The sequence below is a fragment of the Nocardia sp. NPDC052316 genome (assembly GCF_044547795.1).
In the GTDB taxonomy this organism is placed as follows: Bacteria; Actinomycetota; Actinomycetes; order Mycobacteriales; family Mycobacteriaceae; genus Nocardia.
Window position 1 is genome coordinate 208880 of sequence record NZ_JBIUBB010000003.1, and the last position, 26947, is coordinate 235826.

Genomic DNA, 26947 nt, shown 5'->3' on the forward strand with positions numbered 1-26947 from the left:
TAGGTGTGAGGGATAACGCGTCCGGGCCAGTGCGGGAACCAGTACGCACGCGCCCAGTGCATACGCGGCGGCGCAAGGCAGCGACCCTGCCGCGGCTGTTGGCGGTGGCGGTGGAGTCCGACCCCGACGGTATTGCCATCACTTTTCGGGGGTCGGCGCTGCGCTATCGCGAACTCGACGATGTCTCGTCGCGGTTGGCGCGGTTATTGATCGGTCGCGGTATCGGTCCCGGGGACCTGGTGGCGGTAGCGGTGGCCGCGCCGCTCGGGGCGGTATCGGCGATGTGGGCGGTGGCGAAAACCGGTGCGGGCTTCGTCGTGATCGACGCACGAGCCTCGACGCGACAGGCCGAGTACCTGCTCTCCGATACCAGGCCGGTGCTCGGCTTGGCCGCGGGCACCCCATGGCTCGACACCGAATCGAGGATGGCCTCGAATCAGCGTGGCTCGATCGAGTGGCTGATGGTCGACGACCCAGGCACGCGAAGCGAACTCGCCGACCTGCCCGGCGATCCGGTGACACACCAGGACCGTGTGCGCCCCATCCAGGACGACGACATCGCCTGTGTGACAGCGGGTTCGACGGGCGTCTTCGATGCCGTGCCCATGACGCAGGCAGCGGTGGTCGCGATCGGTGCCCGGCCGCAACGATGTCCGGAGCCGCTCACCGAGTTCTTCGCCACGGTGTTCCCCCGCGCCTTCGCGCCGCGTCCGGAGAAGCTGCTCCCACAGTTGTTCGACGACGTGGTGGCGGCACATCCGGCAGCGACCGCGGTGAAGTTCGGCGCCGAGACATTGACGTACCGAGAGCTGGATACGCGGGCAAACAGGCTGGCGCGCAAGCTGATTGCGCTAGGTGTCGGTCCGGAGAAGTTGGTGGCCGTGGCTTTGCCCCGATCGGTGGATCTCGTGGTGGCGTTGCTCGCGACGGTCAAGACCGGTGGTGGCTACCTGCCCGTCGACCCGGCCTATCCGGCCGATCGCATCGCCTACCTGCTGGCCGACGCCGAGCCGATGTGCGTGGTGACGGGGCCGGGGATCACCCTGCCCAGCACGGCGCTCGTGATCGAGGTCGGCGGCAGCGACTCCGGCACGGACGGCTCGCCGATCGGTGCCGCGGACCGGACGGCCGCGCTGCGCCCGGACAACCTCGCGTACGTGATCTATACCTCCGGTTCGACGGGGCGTCCGAAGGGCGTGCAGATCCCGCACCGCAATGTCGTGGCGCTGTTCGCGAACACCCGATCGCAGTTCGGCTTCGATCATCGTGACGTGTGGACGATGTTCCATTCGTACGCATTCGACTTCTCGGTGTGGGAGCTGTGGGGCGCGCTGCTGCACGGCGGCACGTTGGTCGTTGTGGACTACGAAACATCCAGGTCGCCGACGGAGTTCCGCGAGTTGCTGCGCGCCGAGCGGGTGACCGTGCTCAATCAGACGCCTTCGGCGTTCTACCAGTTGGCCGACGCGGACCGCGCCGCATCGGCGAACGCCGACGTCGCCCCATTGGCTCTGCGCTACATCGTGTTCGGGGGAGAGGCGCTCGAGTTCCACCGACTGGACGACTGGCGCTCCCGGTACGCCGCCACGCAACTGGTGAACATGTACGGCATCACCGAAACCACCGTGCACGCGACCAGTCATCGGGTGGCGGCGAGTACCGGCAGCGTAATCGGTTCTGCCATACCGGGTTTGCGGGTCTGGGTGTTGGACGACGGCTTGAACCCTGTCCCGACCGGAGTGCCGGGCGAGATCTACCTTTCGGGAACGCAATTGGCGCGGGGCTATCTCGGCGAGGCGGGGATGACGGCGGCACGGTTCGTCGCAAATCCCTTTACCGCCGACGGATCCCGGCTGTACCGCTCCGGTGACCTCGCCAGGTGGGATGCCGACGGCGAGTTGGTGTACCTGGGGCGCGCCGATGACCAAGTGAAGGTGCGCGGATTTCGGATCGAGCTCGGCGAGATCGAGGCCGCACTGCTGGCGCTGGAGTCGGTTCACCAAGTCGCCGTTGTCGTCCGGACCGATGCGCCGGACGATCAACGGATCGTCGCGTATGTCGTCGGGCAGCCAGAGATGGCGACGCTGCGCGGCGAGCTGGCCAGGGTGCTACCCGACTACCTGGTTCCGTCGGCGTTCGTCGCCGTCGATGCACTACCGCTGACCGCACACGGAAAGCTGGATCGGGCGGCGTTACCCGCACCGGTGGTCGAGACCGCGGTGTACCGAGCGCCGGAAAATCCGCTCGAGCAAACGATCGCCGACGTATTCGCGGCGGTGCTCGGCGTCGGCCGAACCGGCCTGGACGACAACTTCTTCGCCCTCGGCGGCAACTCGCTGCTGGCCACGCAGGTCGCGGCCCGGCTCGGCGCGGCACTGGACGCGCGGGTGCCCGCGCGGCTGCTGTTCACCGCGCCGACGGTGGCCGCACTCGCCGCCGAGGTGGAGCGGCTCGGCGCGGGCGGCCGCCGGGCATTGGTGGCAGGGCCGCGGCCAGAACGGATTCCGTTGTCGATGGCTCAGCAGCGCATGTGGTTCCTGAACCAGTTCGATCGGAGTTCGGCGGTCTACAACATCCCCGTCGCGGTGCGGCTGACCGGCGAGCTGGCGGTCCCGGCGCTGCGTCGTGCCATCGAAGACGTGATGGCGCGGCACGAGATATTGCGAACGGTATATCCCCAGCACGACGGCGTGGCCTACCAGTCGATCCTGCCCGTCGAGCAGGCCGCTCTCGATCTCACTCCCGAACCGGTCGAGGCCGCTGCTCTGCTGCCGCGGATCGTCGAGGCGGCTTCGGCCGGGTTCGATGTCGCGATCGAGATCCCGCTGCGCGTCAACCTGTTGCGCAGCAACACCTCTGAGCATGTCCTGGTGCTCGTCGCCCATCACATCTGCAGCGACGGTTGGTCGATGGCGCCGTTGACCCGTGACGTGATGGTGGCGTACGCGGCCAGATGCGCTGGTACGGAGCCGGATTGGGTGCCGCTACCAGTGCAGTACGCCGATTTCAGTCTCTGGCAGCAGGCCACGCTCGGCGCCGAGACGGATCCGGGCAGCCTGATCTCGCAACAGGCCGAATACTGGCGCACCACGCTGGCGGGCCTGCCCGATGAGCTTGCCCTGCCCTTCGACCGCCCGCGCCCGGCCACCCGATCGTTCGCCGGCGGGCAAGTGCTGTTCTCGATCGACCCCGACTTGCAACGCGGACTGACCGAGCTCGCTCGTGCGCAGACCGCGACGTTGTTCATGGTGCTGCACACCGCGTTCGCGATACTGCTGGCCCGTTGGTCGGGTACCGAGGACATCGCGGTCGGCACGGTGGTCGCGGGCCGTGGCGAGGCCGAACTCGACGCGGTGGTCGGCATGTTCGTCAACACGCTGGTGCTGCGTACCCGGGTCCACGCGCAGGACGATTTCGCCGCGTTGCTCGACCGGGTCCGCGACGACGATCTACGGGCGTTCGAGCACGCCGATATTCCGTTCGAGCGGCTGGTGGAGACGTTGAACCCGGTCAGGTCGACCGCTCGGAATCCGTTGTTCCAGGTCGGGTTCGCGTTCCAGAATCTGCCGGAAGCCAGCTTCGAGCTGCCCGGATTACAGGCCGCCGCAGTCGATTTCGACATCGGCATCGAGAAGTTCGATCTGTCGCTGGCGGTCCGGGAGACCACCGCGGGCATGGCCGCGCAGTTCTCCTTCGCGCGAGAGCTGTTCGACCAGGCCACGATCGAAGTGCTGGCGAGCCGGTTCACGCGGTTGCTTGCGGCGATCGTCGCGCGGCCGCGTGTGCCGGTAGGTGATCTTCCCCTGCTCGCCGACGACGAGTACACCGCCCTCACCCGAGTTCAGCCTGCCAAGGCGATGACCGGTGCCCTGATGCCGGAGCTGCTGCTGCGTGGTGTGCGGTGGGGCCGCGACCGGATCGCGGTGCGGGACGGGGGCCGATCGATCACCTATGGCGAACTGGATGATTCGTCGGCACGGCTGGCGCGATTCCTGATCAATCTCGGCGTCGGCCCGGAACGTGTTGTCGCGCTCGCCTTCCCGCGTTCTTACGACATGCTCGCGGCAATGCTGGCGGTCGCCAGGACTGGTGCCGCCTATCTGCCGATCGATCCGACGTATCCGCCGGGCCGGGTGCGGCACATGGTGACCGATGCGGCGGCGGTGATCGGGCTGACCGCCACCGAATACGTCGACCACCTGCCCGAGGAACTGACCTGGCTGATGCTCGACCACCCGGCCATCGCGGCCGGGTGCGCGCGGCGGTCCGCGCGGCCGATCACCGACGCCGACCGGATCGCCCCCCTGCGCCCGCACAACCCGGCGTACCTGATCTACACCTCCGGTTCGAAGGGTGTGCCGAAGGGTGTGCTGGTGACCCATACCGGACTGGCGGGGCTGATCGAGCACACGGTGGGCGTCCTGGGGCTCGAGTCGCAGCATCGTCTGTTGCACTCGATCTCGCCGAGTTTCGACCCGGCGGCCTTGGAGTGGCTGTGTACGTTGTCGGTCGGCGCGACTCTCGTCATCCTGCCGCCCGCGGTGCTCGGCGGCCCCGAGTTCGCGGCGGTGCTGCGCGACGAACGGGTGACGCATTGCAGCGTCACCCCGGCGGTGTTGAGCACGGTCGATCCCGCCGGTGTGGCGACCGGGACACTGTTGGTCGGCGGTGACGTCACCGCGCCGGAACTGGTGGCGAAGTGGCAGCCGGGCCGCCGGTATATCAACGCCTACGGGCCGACCGAGGTCACCATCGCCGCGACCTTCGGTGCACAAACCGCTGGTCGAGACGTCACCATCGGCGGGCCGGTGCAGGGTGTGTCCGCTTTGGTGCTGGATCAGCGGTTGCATCCGGTGCCGCCCGGCGTCACCGGCGAATTGTATTTGGCCGGAGGGACATTGGCCCGCGGCTATCGTGCGCGGGCCGGGCTCACGGCGGCACGTTTCGTCGCGAACCCGTGGGGCGAGCCGGGTGCGCGCATGTTCCGTACGGGAGACCTGGTGCGCTGGTGCGGGCCGGGGCGGCAGGTCTCCTGTGCTCCTCGTGAGTTGAAGTACGTCGGACGTTCGGACTCGCAGGTGAAGATCCGCGGCTTCCGCATCGAACTCGGCGAAATCGACGCGGTGCTCGGCGGTCATGACGACGTCGACTTCGCGGTGACGGTCGGCCACGAAACTTCCACCGGCGAAACGGTTCTGGTGGCATATGTGCGCGCGGTGCCCGGTAAGGCGTTCGATGCGGATCGGCTCACTGAGCGTGCCGAGCGGAGCTTGCCACGGCATATGGTCCCCGCGGTGATCATGGAGCTCGACCGTCTTCCGCTCACTCCAGCGGGCAAGCTGGACCGAAAGGCATTGCCGGAGCCGAGGTTCGACGCCATAGCGTTCCGGAGTCCGTCGACGCCGGTCGAAGAGATCGTCGCTGAGGCGTTCGCGGAGGTGCTCGGTGTCGAGCAGGTCGGCGCGGACGACGATTTCTTCGCCCGCGGTGGCACCTCGCTGCTCACGCTTACCCTGCAACACGCGCTGTCTTCCCGACTCGGTGTGGAGCTGCCGGTGGCGTCGCTGTTCAGTGCCTCGACCGTGCGCAGCTTGGCCGCACGGATAGCCGGCGAGGAGGCCACAGCGCACAGCCCGGCGCTGATCGCCGCCGATGCCGTACTCGGACCAGAGGTTTCGGGCGTCGGCATCGCGCAGGCTCACGAGGGGCCTGCCCGTGACGTGCTGTTGACCGGAGCGACCGGTTTCGTGGGGGCGTACCTGCTCCGGGAACTGCTCGACCGCACCGACGCCGTCGTATGGTGCCTGGTTCGGGCCGACTCCGTCGTTGCGGCACGCGAGCGGATCTACGCGGCATTGCAGCGGTATCGGCTGTTGGGTGACGTCCCGGAGTCTCGAATCGTCCCCGTGCCTGGCGATCTCGCGGCACCGTCACTGGGGCTGTCCGGCACCTGTCATGCCTGGCTCGCCGAACGAATCGACGTGATCTATCACAATGGCGCTCAGGTCAATCATCTCGAGCCGTACGCACGGCTGCGGGCCGCCAATGTCGACGGAACCCGAGAGGTCTTGCGGCTGGCGGCCACTCAGCGGATCAAGCCGGTGCATTTCGTCTCCACGATCAACACGGTGATGTCGACTGTCTACGCCGACGCCACGGTCGCCGAGGGCACTCGCATCACCGCCGCGCAGCTGCCCGCACAGGGTTACGTAGCAAGCAAGTGGGCTGCGGAGCAACTGCTGCTGCAGGCGGGGGAGCGTGGTCTACCGATCAAGATCTATCGGCCCGGCTTGGTCTCCGGTGACGTGCAGGTCGGTGTGCACAGCGCCGACGACTCGTTCTGGAACATGATCCGGGCAGCGGCGATCCTCGGCATGGCCCCCGATCTAGGAGCGGCGACGATCTCGCTCGCCCCGGTGACCTACGTGGCGCGTGCCATCGTGGAGATCTCCCTCGGCACCGCGGCCGACACCGCCTACCACCTGGTGAACGAGGTACCACTGCCGGTCCGCGACATCTTCGCGTGTCTGCGCCGCCACGGAATACCCATCGAGACAACGTCTCTCGACGCCGTGCAGCGGCGACTCGCCGAGCAAGCCAACGCCCGCTATCTGGCAGGCGACGACTCGCTGGTGCGCGCCGCACTCCTCGGCGGCAACTATGCCGGCGGCACAGCCGACCTCGTGGTGGACTGCGCCAACACGAGACGGGCACTCGCGGGCAGCGCGATCACCTGTCTGCCGATCGACGCGGGCGTGCTCGACACCTATATCGGCGCCTTCATGAAATCCGGATTCCTACCTACACCGATCGGATCTCCGACCGAATAGCGTCAGGGCGCGGTCAATCCACCGCACGAAGGTCCTCGATCCGTCGGCGCAGCTGATCGAGCAGCTTGTCGGGATCGTCGAAGTCAGCGGGGTCGATGGGCGTGCCGAAATGGATGGTCACCTGCTGGCGGCGATCGAAGGCCGGCCCGGAGCCGCGGGCGCGGCGCAACGGCAGCACCCGATCGGTGCCGGTCGTGCCGACCGGAATAATCGGAACCCCGGTCGCCAGCGCCAGTTTCGCGACACCGGGTTTGTACGGTTCATGCTCGCCGGCGGCGACCAGCCGCCCCTCCGGGTAGATGAGCAGCACGCCGCCGTGCCGGAGGATCTGCTCGGCCTGCGACAGCGCGACCAGCCCGGACGCGCTGTCGCGGCGCAGCACCGGAATCTGGCCGAGCCGCCGCACCAGCCAGCCGACCACCGGCCACGACCACAGCTCCGCCATCGCGATGGCGACGGCCCGCCGCCGCAGCGCGCCCCAGAGAAAGACCGCGTCCAGCATCGAGATGTGATTGCTCGCCACGATCACCGGACCGGCTTGCGGCACTACTTCGCGGCCGAGCACGGTGACCCGAACGAGCTTCGACCAGGCGAGCCCGCGCAGTATGCGACGCACCAGCTTCGTGGTCACCCACGCCCGCTTACCCAGCCCCTTCGGCCGCTCAAACGATTCCTCGCTCATCCACTGCCCCCCACACTGTCCGTTCGGCGCGGAACGGTTTTCCTGCCCTCGCACCAGGCTACCGATGCGGTTGATACGCGCGACGCGTGCGAGATTCAGTGCGCGGGCGGGTTACCGGTGCCGAAGCAGCGCCCGTACCCTCCTGCGGCGCGCGCCTCATCGACCGGAGTGGTCGTGGCCCCGCAGGTCATGGTCCTTTCAGTGGATCGTGCCCGAGCGACATCAGCCGGTGTCGCCAATGCGCTTGGCCGGCCACCGGTTCCAAGTCGGCGCGGCGCGCGTCGGTCACCTCGCGCACCACCGTGCGCATCGCATCGACATCCTCGGCCACCAGGTCGGTCCGGCGCTTACCGAGGATCGCCAGCACCCGCTGGCCGAGCCGCGGCCCCGAGTGGTCCGGCAATGTCTCTGCATCCGGGCCCGCGCTTGCGGTACGCAACCAATCCCGCAGCTCGCGGGAGGACATATTCACGACGCGATGGAACTCGTCCCACAAATCGTCGTCGACGTGGGTCTCCGCCATCGTGCTCACCCCATTTCCACGATCGTCCGGCAGGGTCTGGATACCGCTGCCACCTGGACTTCTCTCATGAACTGGCACTCTCGTCGGCATCCCTCCTTCCGTCACGGCTACTACCCGCGAGATTCGGGGCAAAACCCGAAGCGTCCGCAAACTCGGCGGGGCTCTCGTTGGCCGCAGGACGGCGAGGCCGCCCACTCCGGGGCGAGTCTCGACGGTGAACTGCCTCAGCCGACCAGATGTAGCCGCACCATCGGCAACGTGTCGACGGGCTTCCCGGTCGCCCGCTCGATGCTGCCTCGCAGCCTCTTCCACGCGGCCGGATGGTGGCGGATGTAGTGCGCCAGCGCGTCGGCCGCGTCATCCTCGTTCATCGGCGATGCGATCGCGGGTGCGTCTCGCAACCGGCCGGTAGAGACACGCACCTGCGGCTGCGCCTGAATGTTGCGATACCACTGCGCTTTCGGGCCGAACCCCGAGACGACGATGTACTCGTCCGAGTTCGGCCGGTCGACAACCTCGAGCACGACGTACCGCTTCGCACCGGACTTACGCCCGACGTGTTCGAGCATGAGGACGCGGGTACCGAGTAGGAACCCGAGTCCGGCGCGGTAGAGCCGGATCGGCGCGCGCACCAACCAGCGGGTCTGTAATGCACGTGCACCAAGAGCGGCGATCCAGCTTGTCAAGGCTGTCCTCCTTCACCTAGCGGGCTTCGGCATACCCGATGGTTAACCGTAGGTGTCCGATTGGTGGTTCGGGTCGCGAGCGTCCTGACGTAGGTACTTCCTCGTGGTTAGGTGTCCGGCAGCAGCGGCTGAGCGGGTAGGAGTGGGATGACGTCGGGTGGGCCTGGTTTCGATCAGACCGAGTGGTCTGGGTTGTTGAAGGGTGCGCAGGACGGCAAGTTGAAGTTGTTGAAGGTCGATGGTGGGGGTTTGGGGAAGTTGGTGTCGGCGTGTGAGGGGTTCGCGGCTGATATCAAGGGGTTTGTTGATTTGGTGGTGGGGGAGCGTTTTGCGAAGTTCGTGTGGACGATCGATAACAAGAAGGATTTGTCGGTCGGTAGTGCCGCGCAGCGGGTGACGACTCTGGACAGTATGAAGATGTTGTTCGACAAGTTCGAGGACAAGCGGACGGTCGAGCTGGTCGATATTTTGAAGAATCATCAGGCGATCGTCACGGTGATGGCGAATACTTTTGTTGCGGCGCACAAGTCTTATAGCAGTACCGATGATGATAGTGCGCGTACTTTTCGTGCTCCGGAGAAGGGGACGGATCATTGGTCGGAGATGGTGAAGTTCAACTCGACTCCGTGGAATGATTGGAAGTCGGGTCCGGGGTTGCCGACGACTGCTGGTTCGGGGGTGAGTTTCGATGCGGGGGCGAAGGGCCGGATCGAGGGGTCGATCGAGAATGGTGATTTTTTCATTTTGCTCGATTTCGCCAATATCGCGAAGATGATCGAGAGCAATGCGTTCAACACGTACTGGTCGGCGGGTGAGTGGAAGGCGCTGGGCGTCTTGTGGCGGCGGTCGGTGCAGAAGTTCGTCGACGAGGTCGATTTTGTTTTCAAGAATGGGTATTGGGAGGGTCGTGGCGCTGATCGGGCGGTGGCTTTCCTGGAGAAGTATCTGCAGGCGACGGATACGTTGCAGCGGGGTATGGAGTCGATGTCGAATGTGATCGGTAATACGGCTGATTTCAACAGTTTTATTCATTCTCGTTTGTATCAGTACGGGGATTTCACGTTGTATGATGCGGGTGGTCAGCCCGCGAAGATCAATAAGTCCACGGATGTTGTCGGTGCGTTGACCGCGATGCGGGCGTTCTGGGACAAGGGTGATGCGCGGAGTAGTCAGAAGGGTTACCGCGGGGGTGTGACGCAGCTGGCGGGTTATATTCCGGTGTTTGCTGATCCGAATAAGTTGGTCGGTGCGACTGGTGATTTGCCGGGCAGTTACAACTATAAGGAACCGACCGGTAATCCCGGTGGTGGAAGTGGTGGGGGTAAGGGTGGCGGTGGAACCGGCGGCGGCGGTAAGGGCGGCGGAACCGGTGGCGGCAAATCGGGTGGCGGCACCGGTGGCGGCGGCGAAAGCAAAGGTACCGGCGGCGCTGCGGGCAGCGCGGGAAGCAAACCACCTGGATCCGGCAGCAAGCCACCAGGCTCCGGCGGCGGAACTCAATCATCAGCGGGCGCACCACTTTCTGCGAAGGGTGTGACTCCTGGCGGGGCCACCGGCCCGGTCGCCGGCGCGACCGGGCCGCTATCGGCACTGACGAAGGCATTGCAGCAATTGGCATCGGGAATGGTGTCCGGCCCCTTGCTCCCGTTCGCCTCCGGCCCCTGGGGCGCGTCCGGACCGACCGGCGCCTCCGGCCCGTTCGGCTTCGACATCAAGCCGGCCGGTGTCGGTGGCGGCTCGGCGGGTGGTAGCGCGGCGGGGGTAGGCAAACCAGCGAACCCGTTGGAGGACAAGCTGTTCCCCCGCGCGGCCGCGCCGGGCAACACCGCCGAATCGGTAGCCGCGCGGGCCGGCGTGGCCCCCTCGGCCGCGATGCCCTATGGCGGCTACCCGATGGGTGGCGGCATGGGCGGCGCCCCCGGCGGCCAACAGCAACAGCAGCAACAGCGCAAACGCGCGGCCTACCTGGACAGCACCGAGCACCTGGAGGAGGCGGTCGGCGAAGATCCCCTGTCGGTCCGGCCCATCATCGACCGCTGACCAGCCCATCCTTCGAGCCGAAACGTGAGCTCTGCCATGCGTTTTCATGTCGTCAATTTCCCCAATACGCAAACCACCAAGCACTATCAGCCATGCGCCTACACCCAGAAGATCCGGCGTTTCGCCGGAATGATGACGGGCCTGGGCCACGAGGTGTATCTGTACGGCGGCGAGGAGAACGACGCGGCCTGCACCGAGTTCGTCACCATCGCGTCGAAGGCGGACCAGGCCGAGTGGTTCGGCGGCAACGATCTGTACAAGGAGCTCAACAATCTCACCTGGGATGCCTACGATCCGCATTGGACCACCACGAATGAGCGTGCCATCACCGAAATCGCCAAGCGCAGGCAGGATCGCGATTTCATCTGCGTGCTCGGCGGCACCTGCCAGCAGCCGATCGCAGACACCTTTCCCGAGCTGATGACTGTCGAGTTCGGGATCGGCTACAGCGGAGTGTTCGCGAACTATCGGGTGTTCGAAAGTTACGCGTGGATGCACTCCGTCTATGGTTCGCGCTCCATGGTTCCCGGCGTGATGAGCGCTCGCGGTCAGTTCTATGACGCGGTGATCCCGAATTACTATGAGGTGGAGGACTTCCCGTTCTCCGACGAGAAGGACGACTACTTCCTGTTCATGGGTCGCCTGGTCGAGGCGAAGGGGATTCAGATCGCCGTCGACACCTGTCAGCGGCTCGGGGTGAAGCTGGTTGTCGCAGGCGCGGGTGTGGCACCGCCCGCCGATGTCGCCGAGTATGTCGGGGTTGTCGATCATGTACGCCGGGGCGAGCTGATGAGCCGGGCCCGTGGGGTTTTCGTGCCGTCGCTGTACCTGGAACCGTTCGGCGGCGTGCATGCCGAGGCGATGCTGTGCGGGACTCCGGTGATCACCACCGACTGGGGTGTGTTCACCGAGACCGTGCAACAGGGTGTGCAGGGCTTTCGCTGTCGTACGCTGCGCGAATTCTGCGAGGCCGCGGCTGCGGTCGACAAGCTCGACTATCGAGGAATTCGCGACTACGCGGTGTCCAAATTCTCCACCGAAGCCGTTGCCCCGCAGTACGAGACATATTTCGAACGACTCGGCACGCTCTGGGGAGAGGGCTGGTACGCCGCGTGAGCAGCGGAGCAATCCGGCAGCGGCCGAACGTATTCCGCGCAGGAGGGCGGCGCAGGAATCTGGTGGTACTACGGGCCGGGGATACCTCGTTGCACGAACAATGGCTCGCCGGCCCGGAACCGCGCACCTGGGATCTGGTCGTAAGCTATTTCGGCGACGATCCGCACCGCTATCGCACCGGCGACGTGCGTCGACTGGACCGCAAAGGCCCCAAATGGCCGGCGTTGCACCAGGTTCTCACCATCGATCTGGCCGAGTCGATCGCTGACTACGACTACATCTGGCTCCCGGACGACGATCTGGCAACCGACACCGCCTCCATCAATGAGTTGTTCGAATACGCCGCACGCTATCGGCTCGCGCTGTCGCAGCCCGCACTCACGGAGGACAGCTATTACTCCCACGAGATCACCCTGGTCGATCGCAGGTTCGAGCTCCGGTATACGAATTTCGTCGAGATCATGGCACCGTGTTTCCGCCGGGACTTCCTGCTCCGCTGCCTGCCGACCTTCGACGCAACCCAGACGGGGTGGGGCCTGGACTTCCACTGGCCCAGATTCGTGCAGGACACATCGTCGATCGCCATTGTCGACGCGGTGACCGTCCGGCATACGCGGCCGGTCGGCGGCCCGAATTACGCGGCGGCTCGCGCGGCGGGGGTGAACACGTGGGCGGAGTACTACGACTACCTGATACAGCACGAGATCGAACTGACAACCTCGGTGTATCGGGGGGTCGGCGCCGGGCACCGGGAACGCGCCGAGCCGACGGCGATCTGCGTCTCCGTCGACGGGCCGCAGCCGGGGCTCACGGACTGGCTCGACCACCATGCGGTCCATGCTGATCTGATCATTGTCTACTCCGATGATCCTGCCGTGCGCGAACTCGTACGCGACGCCGGGCACCCGATATTGGTGTGCGACATCATTCTTCCCGTAGCCGATCCGGTCGAGCGTGAGGTGGCCAATATTCACGCTGCCGTCGCGACCGCACGCTCCGCCGGTATGGCCTGGCTTCTTCCCCTCGGCCCGCGGGAACTGTTCTATGACGACGGCAGGCGTCGCTGGCAGATTCCGGGGGCCGGACAGGTTACCTTTATCGCCCACGAGGCAGTTCCGAAGCCGTACCCGGTCGCCGACCCGTTCCGCGAGTGCACCTTGTTCCGCGTCAGCGGGCGCTCCGCATTCCTCGACGCGCCCGCGAACCGCAGCGCCGTTCGGCTCGATTCGGATATCGAACCGGTCGACCGGCACAGCTTCACCGGATTCGACTGCGCGAGCGGAACAGTCACGGCGCCGATGATTTTGCACTACCCCTATCCGAGTTTCGAGAGCTGGCTGGCCCGCGCTACCGAGGCCGCGAGCGGCGGCGGCGCCATGGCGCGCCATTTCGCGCACTACTCCCGTGACCTGCTGCAGGTGGCCGTAGCGCACGGCAGTCTCGACGGTGCCGGTGCCTGTTTCCGCGCCGAAATCCCTTGCGACGGAATGGTCAGACGCCTGGTGGCAGAAGGCGAACTGATGCGCATGGACGCAGTGCTCCAGCGGCCGTCGACTGCTCGCGCGACACGGCTGAGCGCCTAAGAAGACGTTGTCCCGTGCTGGGGCGCCGGTACCGCGACGAGCCATCGCACGGCGTTGGTTAACGGATGGTGTACGGACCGGGCTGCGGTCGGCTTACAGCGCGACCGTCCGAATGTTCGGTGCTAGAAACTCAGGGCGGATGCAGTGAATTGACGGTAGGAGTGGGATGACGTCGGGTGGGCCTGGTTTCGATCAGACCGAGTGGTCTGGGTTGTTGAAGGGTGCGCAGGACGGCAAGTTGAAGTTGTTGAAGGTCGATGGCGGGGGGTTGGGGAAGTTGGTGTCGGCGGCTGAGGGGTTCGCGGCCGACATCAAGGGGTTTATTGATTTGGTGCTGGGGGAACATTTCGGGAAGTTCGTGTGGACGATCGACAATAAGAAGGATTTTTCGGTCGATAGTGCGGCGCAGCGGGTGACGACTTTGGATAGTATGAAGATGTTGTTCGACAAGTTCGAGGACAAGCGGACAGTCGAGCTGGTCGACATTTTGAAGAATCATCAGGCGATTGTCACGGTGATGGCGAATACTTTTGTTGCGGCACACAAGTCGTATAGCAATACCGATGATGATAATGCGCATACTTTTAACGCCCCGGAGAAGGGGACGGATCATTGGTCGGAGTTGTCGAAGTTTCACGCTACTGCGCCCAATAATTGGAAGTCGGGACCGGGGTTGCCGACAACTGCTGGTTCGGGCGTCAGTTTCGATTCGGGTGCAAAGGGGCGGATCGAGGGCGCGATCGAGAGCGGTGACTTTTTCGTCCTGCTCGATTTCGCCAATATCGCGAAGATGATCGAGAAGAATGGTGGTAATACGTTCTGGCTCGCGGGTGAGTGGAAGGCGTTGGGCGTGCTGTGGCGGCGTTCGGTGCAGAAGTTCGTCGACGAGGTGGAGTTCGTTTTCAAGAATGGATTCTGGGAGGGTCGTGGCGCCGAACGCGCGGTGGCTTTCCTGGAGAAATATCTGCAGGCGACGGATACCTTGCAGCGGGGTATGGAGTCGATGTCGAATGTTGTCGGTAATACGGCTGATTTCAACAGTTTCATTTATTCTCGTTTGTATCAGTACGCGGATTTCAAGGCGTATGACGCGGGTGGTCAGCCCTCCAAGGTCCTCAGATCCACCGATGTGAATGGTGCGTTGACCGCGATGCGGGCGTTCTGGGACAAGGGTGATGCGCAGAGTAGTCAGAAGGGTTATCGCGGGGGTGTGACGCAGCTCGCGGGGTTGATTCCCATGTTCGCCGATCCGAACAAGCTGATGGGTGCCACCGGTGATCTGCCCGGCAGTTACAACTATAAGGAACCTACCGGCAATCCCGGTGGCGGCAGCGGTGGCGGTAAAGGCGGCGGAAACGGCGGCGGCAATGGCGGCGGATCCGGCGGCGGTAAGAGCGGGGAATCCGGCGGCGGCAAGAGCGGCGGCGGGGAGGGCGCAGGGAGCGGTGGCGGCAAGTCCGGCGGCACCGGTGGCGGGGGCGAGGGCAAAGGCTCCGGTGGCGGAACCGGTTCCGGCGGCGGCAAATCCGGTGGCGGCACCGGCGGCGGTGGCTCGAACCCTACGGGCAATCCCGGTCAGGGCATCGGCCCTACTGGGCCGGTGGGTCCGATCGGAGTAGGCGGCGGCGCATCTGGTGCCGACATGATGAGTCTGTTCTCCGAAGCGCTGCAACTGATCGCGTCGGCGATCCCGACACTGGTGCAACTCGGTAATCAACTAGCCGCCCAGCTCGGCCCCGCCTTGCAGCAGCTGGCAAAGGCCGTGGAGAACGGCACCATGACGGTGAAGCAGGCGCTGGACGAGGCGTCGGAGCGGATCGGACGGCAGGTGCACGACCTCGAGGAGCAGCTGTTCCCCTCGGGCGCGACCGGGCCCCTCGGCGTGTCCTTCGCGCTGCCCCCCGGTGGCGCACCGCAGTTGCGGCTCGATCTTCCCGGCCGAGCCGGCGGGCATGAGTCGGAGGTGTTCGAGGACTTCACGGCTACCAAGTCGACCACCGAGGTGGCGGGCGACACAGCGACCGGGACCCCCGGCATTATTACGGTGGAGGGAAACCGATAGTGGAACGCACCTGGCGCCTGAGCGGCCTCGAATATCGGGTGCTGCGCGAACGACTCGTCGACCGCGATCGGAACTGGCCGTTCATCTACACCTCACCCATTCGCGGCTACTACGACTACCAGTTCGCCAAGGCGCGGGTCTGGGGTGAGTTGCAAGCCGCGTGGGATCCGGCACTGGCCGACGTGCTGGTCAAATCGCTTCGGGCCGATATCCGGCTGGCTGTCCACGCCGACGACTACAGCGCCGCGCGGGTGCTTGATGGTCGAATCGTGATGGCGGGTAGGAAGTTCGGTGATCGCGCGGTACTGATCCAGGGTTTCAGCCCGACCATGCTGGAAAGTCAGGACGAGCTGGAGATCACCGAGTGCGATGCGGCATCGCTGACCCGCCTGCTGATGGAAAAACTTCCGCCCATGACGGCGGGCCACCAGCCTCGGGTGGAACTGCTCGACTCCGGCGGAGCGGCGGATCTCGATCACTGGCACGGCCGCAGCTCGCTCTACGACGAGGGCGACGGCGACGTGGACGCCCGGTGCAGGCAATGGCAGGCGGCGCCGAAGGCGACCGTTGGCCGAGTCGTGATCACCCAGGGCCATTCGAACTTCGGCCCGGCCGGCCAGGTGACGAAATGGCTGGTCTGGGAGGACCATCCGGGCGATGGCTGCTATGCGATCGGCATGGAAACACCTACCGCCGCCGTCGCGGTCGACAGCGACGGATTCCGCGCACTCATCGACCGGCACTGCGACGAACTCATGCTGGTCCGCGAAGACGAGTCGCGCCGCGGGGTGGCCAGGGCCAGCGTCTACGACCACGGCCGATGAGGGGTGAACGAATCATGTCCCGCACCCAGGAGACGGAGGCCCGGTGCACGGTCCGAATGATCGGCTGAGAATGGAAGTCGCCCAGGTGGTCGACGACGTGCACCGGCTCATCAGCGGGTTCGCCGAGGCCAAACGCCTGCATCAGGCGGTGACGGCGTCGGCGTCGGCCGAGCGGGAGCGCATCGTCGTGGTGGCGGACGTGTCCGGTGCGGTGACCGAGGTCGACTTCGACGACGACATCAAGGATTTGGGCTACCACCAGATCGCCCGCGGCGTCGTGCGGGCGGCGCAGCGGGCGGCCGCGGCGGTGCAACGCAAGGCCGACGAGATTCTTTCGGCGCAGCGGACGGCGCTGCTCGGCTTGCCGAAGCTGTCGGATCTGGTCGACTGGATGCCGGACGAGCAGCAGCTTCCGCCGCCGCCACCGGCATTGCTGACCGCACCTGCCGAGCGTGAGCCCCTCGCCGCTCTCGACGAGCAGGCCGATCTGATCGAGTTGCAAGAGCACCGGGCCCGGTTGTTCGCTACCGCCTCCGCCGAGGGCCGCCGGGTAACCGTAGCGGTGAACGCCGACAGCGTGCTGATCGATCTGCAATTCTCCGGCGCCATCGCCGATCTCGGCTACGAGGAGATCGCCGAGGCCATCGTCGCGGCGTCGCGCGCGGCGGTGGCGGCGGTGGCGCGCAAGGTCGCCGACCTCTACGCGCCGACCGTCGAGAACGACCGGCCGCGTTTTCCCGGACCGGACGTCGTGCTGGCGGGCATCGAACGTCTTCGCGACCAACTGCGGTGATCGGAGAGACACATGGCACCTGAACCGAATCCGTCCGAAGGCACGCTCTGGGCGGGCCTGCTCACCTCGGCGAAGAACGGAAACCTGAAACTCGAACCCGGCACGGCCGAGCAATGCGCCGAGCACGTCGAGAACATGCTCGAAGTCGTGGTGGGCGTGCAGAACTGGATCAACCAGAACACCGCTGCGGCCAGCCCGCAGATCGCCGCTTCGGTGTCGGGCCAGTTGTTGTGGACGGTGTTCAGCATGAAATTCGGCACCGAGTTGCGGCAGCGCATCGACCGGCACCGTCAGATATTGGTCGACATGGGCAACACGTTCGTCACCGCGGGCAAGCGCTACGCCCGCACCGAGGGTGACTCGGCGGCGAGCTTCGAAGACCTCTCCTTCAACCCGAAGGGCACTCCGCCGAGCGGGACCCCACCGACCGGCACCATCCCCGGCAGTCCACGCAAACCCGACCCGGTGACGAAATACGACTCGTTCGGGTTCGGCCCCGAAATGGGCGGGCAGCTGGGTTGGGAAGCGCTCTACATCATCTGCAATTCGATGACCCCGCAGGCCGTAGCCAATGCGGGAGAGGTGTGGCATTGGCTGTCCTCGACGCTCGAAACCGGCTTCACGACCCTGCGCACCACCATCTCGTCCACCTCGGACCGGTGGCAGGGTGTCGGCGCGCAGTCGGCGATCACGGCAACCACTGGCTACACCGAGGCCTCCAAGCAGCTCACCGGCGATATGAACCTCCTGGGTGACACCCTGGTCTACACCTCAGGCTGGCTCCAGCAGACCAAGCAGACCGCCATGCCGCCGACACCGTCGCCGCCACCGGCCACCTCCATCTCGCAGAATATGGCGAACGAAGTCAATTTGATCCGGTACCAGGAGAACTTTCAGCTCCACTACTCCAACAATTATCCGAATACGACCAGCCGCATCGTGACCTTGCCGTCCCCGGACCCGGTGACGACTCCAGCATTGTTCGTCGGCGATGAGACGCCCGGGGTACCGATGACCGAGCCGACGACCGAGAACGGCGAGGAGAAACCCGAAGGTGCGGGCGGCGACGCCGGTGACAAGCCGCCTACCGACGGCGAAGGCGGCGGTGGCGAAGGTGGCGGTGGTGCAGGCGGTGAGAACAGCGGCGGCGGTGGCACCGGGACCGGTGGATCCAAACCACCCACCATCAGCAACCCCGATCCCGGATCGAAACCGCCGACCACAAACCCGGTCAAGCCGCCGAAACCGATCGAGGGCATCGACGAGAAATTGCTGTCGCCGCTGAACAAACCGTTCGCGAACTTGGCCACCGACCCGTCGAAGAACCCGGGCATCTTCGCAGGCACCGTGCCGCCGGTCGGCACACACACCGGAACTCCGGTCGGCAAGGGTGGCAGTGGCATCGGTGGCAGGGGCGTGGGTGGCCGCGCCCCCGTGGCCCTCGGCGCGGCGCCGAGCCCGCTGTTTCCCCGCGCCGTGGTGCCCACGGAAGCGAAGGTGGTCGGCCGGGCCGGGCCGGGCAGCGGCCTGCAGCCGGGGGCACCGTACGGGGGCGTCCCCGGCCGGTCGAATCCGAACGACGAGCGAGACAAGAAGCGTTCGGAATACCTGAACTCCACCGACCATCTCGACGAGGCGCTCGGCGAGCCGGGGCGCGGCATCCGTCCGGTGCTCGACCGGTGAGTCGGACCTGGCGGCTCACCGATGTAGAACTGATCGACCTGTGGGACAGCCTGTTTCAGGATCGGCTGCCCGCTCCGCTGTTCGCGCTGTACCGCGGCGAGAGTGCCGAGGACTGGTCGCGGTTGCGCGCCGAGGCGAGCGCGCGCACGGCCGACGCCGACGACGGCGCCCTGCACGACGCGCTCATCCGGGTCGCGCGGGCGGACGTCCTGGTGTCGGCCAAGGGATTCGATCCGCGGCACCAGGACCGTCCCGACGGCTTGGTACGGGTACTCGGTGCGCGGCAGGGGGCGGTAGCCACACTGATCAGCCAGCTGCCGGGCGAAAGCATCTGGCACAGCGGCGGTTACGTGATAACCGCCGGTGCCGCGGACCGGCTCGCCGGCGCCATTGCCGGGGCGCTACCCGAGCGGGCCGCGGGGCGCCTGCCCGATACGCCGCTGGTGACCGCGCCGAACGATGATGCCACCGACCACTATTACGGCCGGTCGAAGGTGCAGGAGAGCTACTCCGATGTCGACCGGCGCAGCGCCGAATGGCTGGGAAAGCAGGCCGAGTTCCTCGGCGTCATCGAAACCCGTTTAGGTAGCTCAATTTTCGGGCCACGCGGGATAACTCGTTACCGCATCGAATGGCACGACCTGGTCGACGACGGCCGATACGCCGTCACCGACACGGCCGGGCCGGTCGCGACGCCCGTCGACCGGCCTCGGCTGGCAGCAATGATCACCACCCACATCACCACCGTGTTGCAGACCTTGGAGGACGAGCGCCGTGCCTGAGCAAACCCGAGCCGCCGACACCGGTTGGTACACCGGCGCGATCCAGTCGGCTGTGCACGACGACCCGGTGTACGAAGGCGCCGAGCCCGAACCGGCGCCGGAGCCGCCCGATGCGCCGGACTTCGAAACCTTCGCGACGGGCGAAGCGTCGTTGCGCGGCGGCGGCATCGTCGTTACCGCAACGGATTCCGGGCTGCCGACCATGGTGCGCGTCACGCCGGACCAACTGCGCCGCGATCCGGACGATCTCGCCGACGACGTGCTGCGGCTGTGCAGGCTCGCCACCGACCGGGCGGGCGTGCGCCGCCGGGAATACCTGACCGGCCTCGGTCTCGGCGACGACGCGTTGCGGCTGCTCGGCCTGCCCACCAAGCAGGCGGTCGAGCAGTCCGAGCTCGCCGACGAGGCCGAACACGAATACGAGCCGCGCAGCTGGCTCGATCAGGACGGGAGCACATGGTGACCGATTTCGCCGCACTGGAAGCGGATGCCACCGCGCAGATTCATCGGATGCGCAAGCTCGCCGAGGATATCGCCGCGATCCGGGTCGAGCACACCAGCGACGACGCGACGGTCACGGCCGTCGTCGACGGCGCGGGCCGGCTCCTCGATCTTCGCCTGACCGAGGGGATATCCCGTTTGTCACCAAACGAATTCGACGGGGCGGTGGTGACCGCGGCATCCGTCGCGGCGCAGCGGGCCTTGGCGGTCCGCGGCGGGCTGGTCGAGGACTTCAACAGCAAGGTGAACAAACGACAGCAAGGTGAACAGTAGGATCCGCGACCCGCGCTGATCTTGCGAAAGGCCGTGTGCTCGTTAGATTTCCGGGTGAACCGCCCAGGTATCGAGTTCGCAGATCAGCCCAGGAGGGTACCGCGATGAATGTTGTCAATGTGCAGCCGCAGACATTCCGTCAATATGGCGACATTTCCGAGGGGATGGCCGCGGCGGTCGCCGTCGCCGGTGCCGTCGATCAGGCTGCGGTCGTGGCCGCCGCGGCCCCCGTTTTCGGATTGATCGGGCAAGAATTTCTGGTGAGTTTCGCCTACGCGCAGGCCAATCACCTCACCGCGGTGGGCGAGCTGGTGACCAACTTCGCCGGGACCGCGCTCACCGCGCGCGCCGCCGCGCAGTCCTACGAGCTGGCCGATCAAACCAATGCGGAGGCCTTCGTCCCGCCCGCGGGCGCGCAGGCATGACGGCCGCGCACCTCGCGGCGCCCCTGTCACCGTCCGTGCTCGACGCGCTCCGCAACACCCCCGTAGCGCCCTTCCTCGACCGGCCGACCGAACAGGTGCTGGCGCACATCGGGCTGCCGCCGCTGCCCCACCTGCCCGCGCTGCCGCCGCTGCCCGGCCTGCCGCCGCTGCCGACGATCGATCCGCTGAACTTGATCAAGCCGGTCACCGATCTGTTCAGCGGGTTCGGCGATGGCAACCTCGGTGCCAACGGCCCGCTCGACCCGAAGACGGTCCTCCAGCAGGTCACCCAATCAATCAGCACCGCAACGCAATTGGCGACCACCGGCATTCAGCTACTCCAGCAGATGCAGAGCGCGGGCAGCCGGGCCGCCACCTCGGCCGCGGTGCAGACGGTCGCGACGTCGACCGAGATCGCCGGGCAGGCCACGCACATGAAGGGCATCACCGCGGGCGCCGCCGGGACGGTGGCCATCGGATACCTGCAAATGGCCGCGCTGGCAGCGCGATTCGCGGCGACCACCGCCGCGCTCAGCTTGACCCTGGCGACCCCGGCCGGGCAGACCGCCTTGCTGGCGTCGGCGATCGAAGCGGGCATCGAGGCGATCGCGATCACCGCGCATACCAAGGGGCAGCTGGCCGGGCAATCCGCGCAGATGGCGCAAGCGGGGAAGCCGGTGTCGGTGCGCAAGCCGACCACCCCGAAGCTGGGCAGTTTCGGCAAGTCGTCGCAATCGCTGATGAAGGGTGTGAACCTGGGCAAGGCGACCCCGGCCCCCGGCTCGGTGCAGACGTCGGGCGGGATGTCGGCGAAATCCGCGGCGGCCAGCTCGACCACCTCGGGCGAGCAGGTCGTCCAGCAGCTGGTGCAGCTGGTGCAGCCGCTGATCTCGGCGGTGCGCCAGGCGGGTGAGCACGTCACCGCACAGTTGCCGCCGAAACCGGCCACGGAAACCACCGCACCGGTACCGAATCGGCCGCCGGCCGCCGCCGCGTTGAGCGCACCGATCGGGCCGCTCGTGTCCGCTCCGCCGGTGACCAGCGCGGCGGCACCACTGGGTGGCTGGCAGGCCGAGACCGTCGTCGCCACGTCGGCCGGCCCGGCCACCGGAGCCACCACCTCGACCGTCAGGTTCGCGGGGGAGGTGCTGCCGCCGCTCGTGCCTGGCATGGGTGGGCTCGCCGGCGTCGGGGACCGGTCGCGGCCGGTCGACGGGGATGCCGACGCGCTGGTGGATGCCCGCCACGTCGACGAGCTCGTCGGTGGCCCGCCCCCGGAGACCGCGGCACCGGTCATCGGCGCGGCACCGTCAGGCAAGACAGACAACCCGTACAGCTTGTAGCAGAGGAGATTTCGATGAGTCAGATCGCATTCGACGGTGAACTCGCCCGGCTGGCGGCGGGTCGCCTGGACACCCTGGCCGACGGACTGGAAGGCACGCTGCATCGGCGCGGCGACGCGCTCAGCCCGGCCGCCGCCGGCCTCGATCCGGTGTCGCGGCAGACCGCGCAGACCATCGGCGCGGTCGGCGGGTCGTTCCAGGAGTCGTACCTCAGCGGTGTCGGCGAACTGCGCAAGATCGCCGCCAACCTGCGCTCGCACGCCGACCTCGCCGCCGTGGCCGACGGCGATGTGGTCGATTCGTTCAAGCCGCTGATGTAGCGCGATGGTCGAGCCACCGCTGGCCGGGTTCACCGGCACGAACTGGGCAGCCGTGCCCGCCGAACAGTTGGCGCACGAGCTGACCACCGGTCCCGGCGCGGCCCAGATGGGCGATGCCGGGTTGGCCTACGCCGAGTTCGCCGCCGGGCTCGGCGAGGCCGGTGCGGAATTCCGCGCCATCCTCTCGGTGGTGGGCGGCGCCTGGGGATCGGACTCCAGCGAGGACGGCCTGGCGCAGCTGGCCGGGTTGACCACGTGGTTCGACGCCATCACCGCGGCCGCGACCGACAATGCCGCGACCGCCACCCAGCAGGCCGCCTCGTACGAGCTGGCCAAACTCGCCATGCCGCCGGTGGGCGAGCTGAACGCCGCCGTGCGATCGGCCGAGGAGATGGTGCACGGCAGTCTGCTCGGCGCACCGCTGGCAGGGCTGTTCGACCTGGCCGAACGCCACGTCGACGCGCTGCGTGAGCAGGCGGCCCAGGTGATGCGCACCTACGAGGCGGCAGGGGAGAAGCTGGCGGTGCCGTGGACGCAGGAACTGGCACCCGCGGTCTCGGCGGGTGCCAACCTGCTCGCGGAAAAGGCACGGGGCCAAGGCAATACGCCCGCCGCGCCGGAGCCGCCCGCCGCGACGCCGGTGCCTGCCGAGGTCATGCACGCGCCGATGGTGACAGTCGATCTGTCCGCGCTCGACCTGGCACCGCCGCCGCCGACCGTGCCGGTCGGCAGCGAATCGCTGATGCTCACTCCGCTACCCCAGCCGGGCCCCGCCGTCACGCCGATGCCTTCGACGGGCTCGCTGCCCGTCGGTACGGCAGCGGTGCCGCCGCCGATCGCGCCGTCCACCGCGACACAGTCCCCGTCGCCCGCGCAACAGACTGCGGCGCGAGCCGGAGTCGTCGATGCGGGCGACATCAGCGAGCAGATCGTGGTCGATGCCGGATTCACTACCGCGCCAGCGGTATTGGGCGCTACAGCGGCATCGGGTGCGGGTCCCGCAGTGGCATCCGGTGGCGCTGCTGTCGGGCAGAGCAGGCGCGCGGAACCCGTGGCGCAGGAGGTGCAGTCATGATGCGCAGCGAGGAGGTTGCCACCGCCGCCGAGCTGTCCGGTGCCTCATGCCGCTCGAACATGTTGTGGCGCAACGGCAGTCAGGGCCGATCGATCCCGAGAGGGGAGGACCGATGGCGACCCTGACCACCGACGGCGCGCTCGTCGTCGCGGACGCACTCGGCGTGCAGACCTTCCCCGCGGTGCTCGCGCTGCGCTCCGGCCATGCCGATCACGCGGCGGTGTCGGTGGCGCGCTCCGCCGCGGCACTGGATCTGCGTGATCGTGGCGTGCTCGACGCGGACGGGGACGTCCGCGACGACGAGCTGGCCAGCGCGCTGTTCGCCCTCGCCCGCCCGGAACGCGAACTGGTCCTGCGGATTCGGCGCGGCGGCGTGCTGCACCGGGTCTGTCTGGTCCGGCGTGGACTCGACCACGCCGTCGCGGTCCGTGTCGGCGACGAACTCGACATCCGGCCGGTGTGGGGTGACGAGGATCCGGAGCTGCTGACCCGGCCGCTGCTCGATGCGCTCGGGCCGGCCCAGCCCGCCGATATCCCGACCTTGCGTGCCCCCACCGACGAGTTGCAGCGGCGACTCGACGAGGCGGGCACCAGCGCGACCGACGCCGTGTACCAGCTGGGTATGCCGGAGGCGGAGTCGGTCACGCTGGGACTCGCACTGCGGCAGTGGACTTCGCTCGCCGAGCTGGTCTGCTACGCCCACGTCGACGGCGTCGCGGTGCGATCGCCGGCCACCGCCGCGGTGTACGACACGGCGGTGGGCCGCATCATCGGTGGCGGCAGTATCGCCGCCGATGGGCGGGCCTGGACCACCCTGGCCGCAGGTAGCGATCGCAGGCTGGCCCATGCGGTCGCCGCGCAGATCGAGGCGCTGCCGCAGGGCCGCTGGATGCCGTAACCGCGGATTTCCCGATCGTCCGGAGTGATCGCTCCGGCAGTTTCACAGATCCATTCATTCGAGAGGACGTCTCATGGCCGGTGCACTTCACCTTGATTTCGCGACATTCCAGAAGTACGCGAACGAATATGCCGCGATCATTCCCCCGATCGACAAGACCGTCGACAATTTGGGAGTCGCGGTGGAAAGCGCCAAGAGTGGTTGGGAAGGTGAGGCCTACACTGCCTTCAACAAATTCGCCACCGAACTCCAGACGAAGATCAAGGCCGTGAACGTCGACCTGGGTCTGGTGTCCGACGCACTGAACACCGGTGAGAAGAAGGTCGCGTCGGCAGAAGACGAGAGCATGTCCGGATTCACCACGCTGAACACCAACTACCTCTGAATCGCACCGAATACACACCAGAGAACGGGATTTCACCACCATGCTGTACGACCCCGCGAAAATCAACGCGCTGATCACCGATCTGGAAGGGTACAAGACCAATATCACCACGGAACGGACCAACGCCGACGACTCGGCGAAAAGGCTGCTCAGCCAGGCGTGGCAGAGCGGCGATGCGGGGGCTTCCGCGTCCTTCCAGCAGAAGCACAACACCCTGATGACCGATATGGACGACCTGCTGCACATCCTCGGCAAGGGCATCAGCAATGTGCGCGCGGCGCTGGAGAAGGCGCAGGCCACCGACCAGAACGTCGCCGACGACTTCGTCTGGTAGACAGCTGACATCGAGAAGGGCCCGTCGCCGTGGCGACGGGCCCTTTCTCATGCCGTCGGAACCAGCGCTCGCGTCTCGGTCGCGGTGGCGCCGAGGTACTCGAACTCCTCCGAGATGGATACCAGCTGGACCGTCAGGTCTTCGCCCGCGGTGCGCAGCACCACCCGACCCGGTGTGTCCGCGGATTCGATCAGCACCACGTCGGCATCCGGGACGGTGTGTGCCTCCACCGGTTCACGGACATAGACCGCGGTCGCGTCCGAGACCTGCCCCGCGGCGGTGACCCCGTCGTAGACGATCATCGTGGCCGCCTGGTGCGAGCCGCCCGCCGACGACATGGCCAGCGCCGCAGGGGCACCGACCTGGTCGACCAGGTGTTCCCACGCCTCGGGCCGGGCGCTGTGCACCAGCACCTGGGCGCCGACGGCCACCGAGCGCAGCACCATCAACTGGGTCAACCGCAGCGACCCCACGATCTCCACCCGCCGGACCGCGGGGCCGAACAGCGGAACAGCAACACCCGCACCGGCTTCCGTCGCGCCGATCACTTGACCGCAGCCGCTGACCGGCACGGTGAATCGGGCCATAGCCGCGGGAGGTCCGCTCAGCGCGGCGGACGAGTCGAGATGACCGCCGTCGAGCAACACTCGTCGCTGGCTGCCCGGCAGCGCGAGCAGTCCGAGATCCTCTGCGGCGGTGTCGGGTTCGGCGTCGGCCGTTCCCGTCGTGTCGCGCCGGACGAGCGCGGTCAACGACACCGCGGTACCCCGATTACCCGGTGTGTTCGATTCCGGCTGGGGAGTGAGGCGCAGCCGGGTGAGGACGGATTTGCCGGGCAGCGTCCACACCGCCGACAGCACACCGGAGTCGAGCCGGGCCGGTGGGATCGTGTAGCCGGTCAACTCCATGCTGTTGTTGCGCAGCGTGCGCCAGTCCTCGGACCACTGCGCCACCTCGGTGTCGTGCAGCGCGGCCGCCTCCGCCGCGGCCAGCTCGGTGGCCGTCAGCACCGAGACGCGCACCCCGCGGGTGGTCAGGCGGCTCGCGACGCGGCGGGTGGCGACCAGCGCCGTCCGGATCATGCCCTCCTGATCGCCGCCCCGGTTCTCGATGGCGCCCGCGTTGTCCAGTGGATCGAAGCGCAGGACCAGCCAGACCGTGCGCGATGCCGCGGCGGGCAGCGGGCCGAGCAGCTTCTTGTACAGTCCGGCCACATTGTGCGGGCCATCGGTGCGGACGCCGTGGGCGATCACGTCGACGGCCGCGAGCCGAATATCGAACTGGGACACGCAACCCGCCACATCGGCCAGGGAGATGATCGAGGGCGAGTGCACGTCGGTCGTGTCGAGCAGGGTCGGCGTCACCGCGGCGCTGTCGAGCAAGAGCATGGTGATCAGATAGCGGCCGTCCCAGCGCATTCCGCACCGGCTGCTGCCGGATTCGGGTATCGGAACATCGAACGGTTCGGTATACGACGGGGCGGCATTCTTGCCGCGATTGCGCAACCACAGTGCGGTGCGCATGCCCAGAATTCGCCAAATGTTTGTTTTCCGCACCCTGGCCGCGCCCAGCGCGGAAACCGCGATACCGGCGCCCGCCACCGCCCACGGCGGGGCGTTCCACGCGATCGCCGAGGTAGCGGCCACGGTGCCTGCGGCGGCGCACGGCAACACGATGGGCAACGGCACCCTGTCGAACAGCGTGCGGCGGCTCAGCGCCGGTACCGGAATTGCATTCGACTCCGCCGGTGTAGTTCCCGGAATTTGTTCGTTATTCACTCGGCCTGTCT

The 26947-nt window shown here is 66.9% G+C and carries 22 protein-coding genes; 18 read left to right on the forward strand and 4 right to left on the reverse strand.

What is annotated here, in order from left to right; translation table 11 throughout:
- The first annotated feature begins 56 nt into the window (after positions 1-56).
- Entirely contained in the window at positions 57-6830 is a 6774-nt protein-coding gene (locus ACIHA7_RS13735) for an amino acid adenylation domain-containing protein (protein ID WP_397289142.1), read from the forward strand.
- 13 nt (positions 6831-6843) lie between these two features.
- Here ACIHA7_RS13735 and ACIHA7_RS13740 read toward each other — a convergent pair whose 3' ends face one another.
- The 3 genes from ACIHA7_RS13740 to ACIHA7_RS13750 all read right to left on the reverse strand — a co-directional run bounded on the left by ACIHA7_RS13740 (position 6844) and on the right by ACIHA7_RS13750 (position 8721).
- Positions 6844-7512: a lysophospholipid acyltransferase family protein gene (locus ACIHA7_RS13740; protein WP_397289144.1), complete on the reverse strand. Its 669-nt coding sequence runs from the start codon at positions 7510-7512 to the stop codon at positions 6844-6846.
- 187 nt (positions 7513-7699) lie between these two features.
- Positions 7700-8035 carry a DUF3140 domain-containing protein gene (locus ACIHA7_RS13745; RefSeq protein ID WP_397289146.1) on the reverse strand — a complete coding sequence of 112 codons (336 nt, stop codon included), beginning with the start codon at positions 8033-8035 and terminating at the stop codon, positions 7700-7702.
- Positions 8036-8259: 224 nt separating this feature from the next.
- Positions 8260-8721, reverse strand: a complete 462-nt coding sequence (locus ACIHA7_RS13750; RefSeq protein ID WP_397289148.1) for a nitroreductase family deazaflavin-dependent oxidoreductase — start codon at positions 8719-8721, stop codon at positions 8260-8262.
- Positions 8722-8868: 147 nt separating this feature from the next.
- On the opposite strand from ACIHA7_RS13750, the gene ACIHA7_RS13755 reads away from it, so the two are divergent.
- From ACIHA7_RS13755 to ACIHA7_RS13835, 17 genes are all read left to right on the forward strand, one after another.
- Entirely contained in the window at positions 8869-10761 is a 1893-nt protein-coding gene (locus ACIHA7_RS13755; protein ID WP_397289150.1) for a hypothetical protein, read from the forward strand.
- 36 nt (positions 10762-10797) lie between these two features.
- A complete protein-coding gene (locus ACIHA7_RS13760; protein WP_397289152.1) occupies positions 10798-11877 on the forward strand; it encodes a glycosyltransferase in 1080 nt (359 codons plus the stop codon).
- A gap of 89 nt (positions 11878-11966) precedes the next feature.
- Complete coding sequence (locus ACIHA7_RS13765) at positions 11967-13460, forward strand: DUF707 domain-containing protein (RefSeq protein WP_397289154.1); 1494 nt, start codon at positions 11967-11969, stop codon at positions 13458-13460.
- Positions 13461-13626: 166 nt separating this feature from the next.
- Positions 13627-15522: a hypothetical protein gene (locus tag ACIHA7_RS13770; protein WP_397289156.1), complete on the forward strand. Its 1896-nt coding sequence runs from the start codon at positions 13627-13629 to the stop codon at positions 15520-15522.
- Positions 15522-16346 carry an ESX secretion-associated protein EspG gene (locus tag ACIHA7_RS13775; protein ID WP_397289159.1) on the forward strand — a complete coding sequence of 275 codons (825 nt, stop codon included), beginning with the start codon at positions 15522-15524 and terminating at the stop codon, positions 16344-16346. Before ACIHA7_RS13770 ends, ACIHA7_RS13775 begins: the two co-directional genes overlap by 1 nt.
- 70 nt (positions 16347-16416) lie before the next feature.
- Positions 16417-17139 carry a YbaB/EbfC family nucleoid-associated protein gene (locus ACIHA7_RS13780; RefSeq protein ID WP_397289161.1) on the forward strand — a complete coding sequence of 241 codons (723 nt, stop codon included), beginning with the start codon at positions 16417-16419 and terminating at the stop codon, positions 17137-17139.
- Between the two features lie 12 nt (positions 17140-17151).
- Entirely contained in the window at positions 17152-18822 is a 1671-nt protein-coding gene (locus ACIHA7_RS13785; protein ID WP_397289163.1) for a hypothetical protein, read from the forward strand.
- A complete protein-coding gene (locus tag ACIHA7_RS13790) occupies positions 18819-19604 on the forward strand; it encodes an ESX secretion-associated protein EspG (RefSeq protein ID WP_397289165.1) in 786 nt (261 codons plus the stop codon). Before ACIHA7_RS13785 ends, ACIHA7_RS13790 begins: the two co-directional genes overlap by 4 nt.
- Positions 19597-20067, forward strand: a complete 471-nt coding sequence (locus ACIHA7_RS13795) for a hypothetical protein (protein ID WP_397289167.1) — start codon at positions 19597-19599, stop codon at positions 20065-20067. Before ACIHA7_RS13790 ends, ACIHA7_RS13795 begins: the two co-directional genes overlap by 8 nt.
- Complete coding sequence (locus ACIHA7_RS13800) at positions 20064-20378, forward strand: YbaB/EbfC family nucleoid-associated protein (protein WP_397289169.1); 315 nt, start codon at positions 20064-20066, stop codon at positions 20376-20378. The genes ACIHA7_RS13795 and ACIHA7_RS13800 overlap by 4 nt, the downstream gene beginning before the upstream one ends.
- Positions 20379-20482: 104 nt before the next feature.
- On the forward strand, positions 20483-20803 hold the full coding sequence (locus ACIHA7_RS13805) for a type VII secretion target (RefSeq protein ID WP_107654629.1): 321 nt from the start codon (positions 20483-20485) through the stop codon (positions 20801-20803).
- Positions 20800-22146, forward strand: a complete 1347-nt coding sequence (locus ACIHA7_RS13810; RefSeq protein ID WP_397289171.1) for a hypothetical protein — start codon at positions 20800-20802, stop codon at positions 22144-22146. Before ACIHA7_RS13805 ends, ACIHA7_RS13810 begins: the two co-directional genes overlap by 4 nt.
- A gap of 14 nt (positions 22147-22160) precedes the next feature.
- Positions 22161-22466, forward strand: coding sequence for a PE domain-containing protein (locus tag ACIHA7_RS13815; RefSeq protein ID WP_107654631.1), 306 nt, complete (start codon positions 22161-22163; stop codon positions 22464-22466).
- A 4-nt stretch (positions 22467-22470) separates the two neighbouring features.
- The gene (locus ACIHA7_RS13820; protein ID WP_397289174.1) at positions 22471-23541 is read left to right on the forward strand and encodes a PPE domain-containing protein; all 1071 of its coding nucleotides are present in this window, start codon (positions 22471-22473) and stop codon (positions 23539-23541) included.
- 112 nt (positions 23542-23653) lie between these two features.
- Positions 23654-24439 (forward strand): ESX secretion-associated protein EspG, encoded by a 786-nt coding sequence (locus ACIHA7_RS13825; RefSeq protein ID WP_397289176.1) that lies wholly within the window; start codon positions 23654-23656, stop codon positions 24437-24439.
- A gap of 73 nt (positions 24440-24512) precedes the next feature.
- The gene (locus ACIHA7_RS13830; protein ID WP_135235261.1) at positions 24513-24824 is read left to right on the forward strand and encodes a WXG100 family type VII secretion target; all 312 of its coding nucleotides are present in this window, start codon (positions 24513-24515) and stop codon (positions 24822-24824) included.
- A gap of 40 nt (positions 24825-24864) precedes the next feature.
- On the forward strand, positions 24865-25158 hold the full coding sequence (locus tag ACIHA7_RS13835) for a hypothetical protein (RefSeq protein ID WP_135235262.1): 294 nt from the start codon (positions 24865-24867) through the stop codon (positions 25156-25158).
- A 47-nt stretch (positions 25159-25205) separates the two neighbouring features.
- Here the strand turns inward: ACIHA7_RS13835 and eccE are convergent, their stop codons facing one another.
- Positions 25206-26936 (reverse strand): type VII secretion protein EccE, encoded by a 1731-nt coding sequence (gene eccE / locus ACIHA7_RS13840; protein ID WP_397289178.1) that lies wholly within the window; start codon positions 26934-26936, stop codon positions 25206-25208.
- Positions 26937-26947 lie beyond the last annotated feature (11 nt).

Excerpts from the sequence above, each read along its gene's own strand:
- ACIHA7_RS13740 (WP_397289144.1), bottom strand. The coding sequence starts at position 7,512 with ATGAGCGAGGAATCGTTTGAGCGGCCGAAGGGGCTGGGTAAGCGGGCG.
- ACIHA7_RS13745 (WP_397289146.1), bottom strand. The coding sequence starts at position 8,035 with ATGGCGGAGACCCACGTCGACGACGATTTGTGGGACGAGTTCCATCGC.
- ACIHA7_RS13755 (WP_397289150.1), top strand. The coding sequence starts at position 8,869 with ATGACGTCGGGTGGGCCTGGTTTCGATCAGACCGAGTGGTCTGGGTTG.
- ACIHA7_RS13760 (WP_397289152.1), top strand. The coding sequence starts at position 10,798 with ATGCGTTTTCATGTCGTCAATTTCCCCAATACGCAAACCACCAAGCAC.
- ACIHA7_RS13770 (WP_397289156.1), top strand. The coding sequence starts at position 13,627 with ATGACGTCGGGTGGGCCTGGTTTCGATCAGACCGAGTGGTCTGGGTTG.
- ACIHA7_RS13780 (WP_397289161.1), top strand. The coding sequence starts at position 16,417 with ATGGAAGTCGCCCAGGTGGTCGACGACGTGCACCGGCTCATCAGCGGG.
- ACIHA7_RS13785 (WP_397289163.1), top strand. The coding sequence starts at position 17,152 with ATGGCACCTGAACCGAATCCGTCCGAAGGCACGCTCTGGGCGGGCCTG.
- ACIHA7_RS13805 (WP_107654629.1), top strand. The coding sequence starts at position 20,483 with ATGAATGTTGTCAATGTGCAGCCGCAGACATTCCGTCAATATGGCGAC.
- ACIHA7_RS13810 (WP_397289171.1), top strand. The coding sequence starts at position 20,800 with ATGACGGCCGCGCACCTCGCGGCGCCCCTGTCACCGTCCGTGCTCGAC.
- ACIHA7_RS13815 (WP_107654631.1), top strand. The coding sequence starts at position 22,161 with ATGAGTCAGATCGCATTCGACGGTGAACTCGCCCGGCTGGCGGCGGGT.
- ACIHA7_RS13820 (WP_397289174.1), top strand. The coding sequence starts at position 22,471 with ATGGTCGAGCCACCGCTGGCCGGGTTCACCGGCACGAACTGGGCAGCC.
- ACIHA7_RS13825 (WP_397289176.1), top strand. The coding sequence starts at position 23,654 with ATGGCGACCCTGACCACCGACGGCGCGCTCGTCGTCGCGGACGCACTC.
- ACIHA7_RS13830 (WP_135235261.1), top strand. The coding sequence starts at position 24,513 with ATGGCCGGTGCACTTCACCTTGATTTCGCGACATTCCAGAAGTACGCG.
- ACIHA7_RS13835 (WP_135235262.1), top strand. The coding sequence starts at position 24,865 with ATGCTGTACGACCCCGCGAAAATCAACGCGCTGATCACCGATCTGGAA.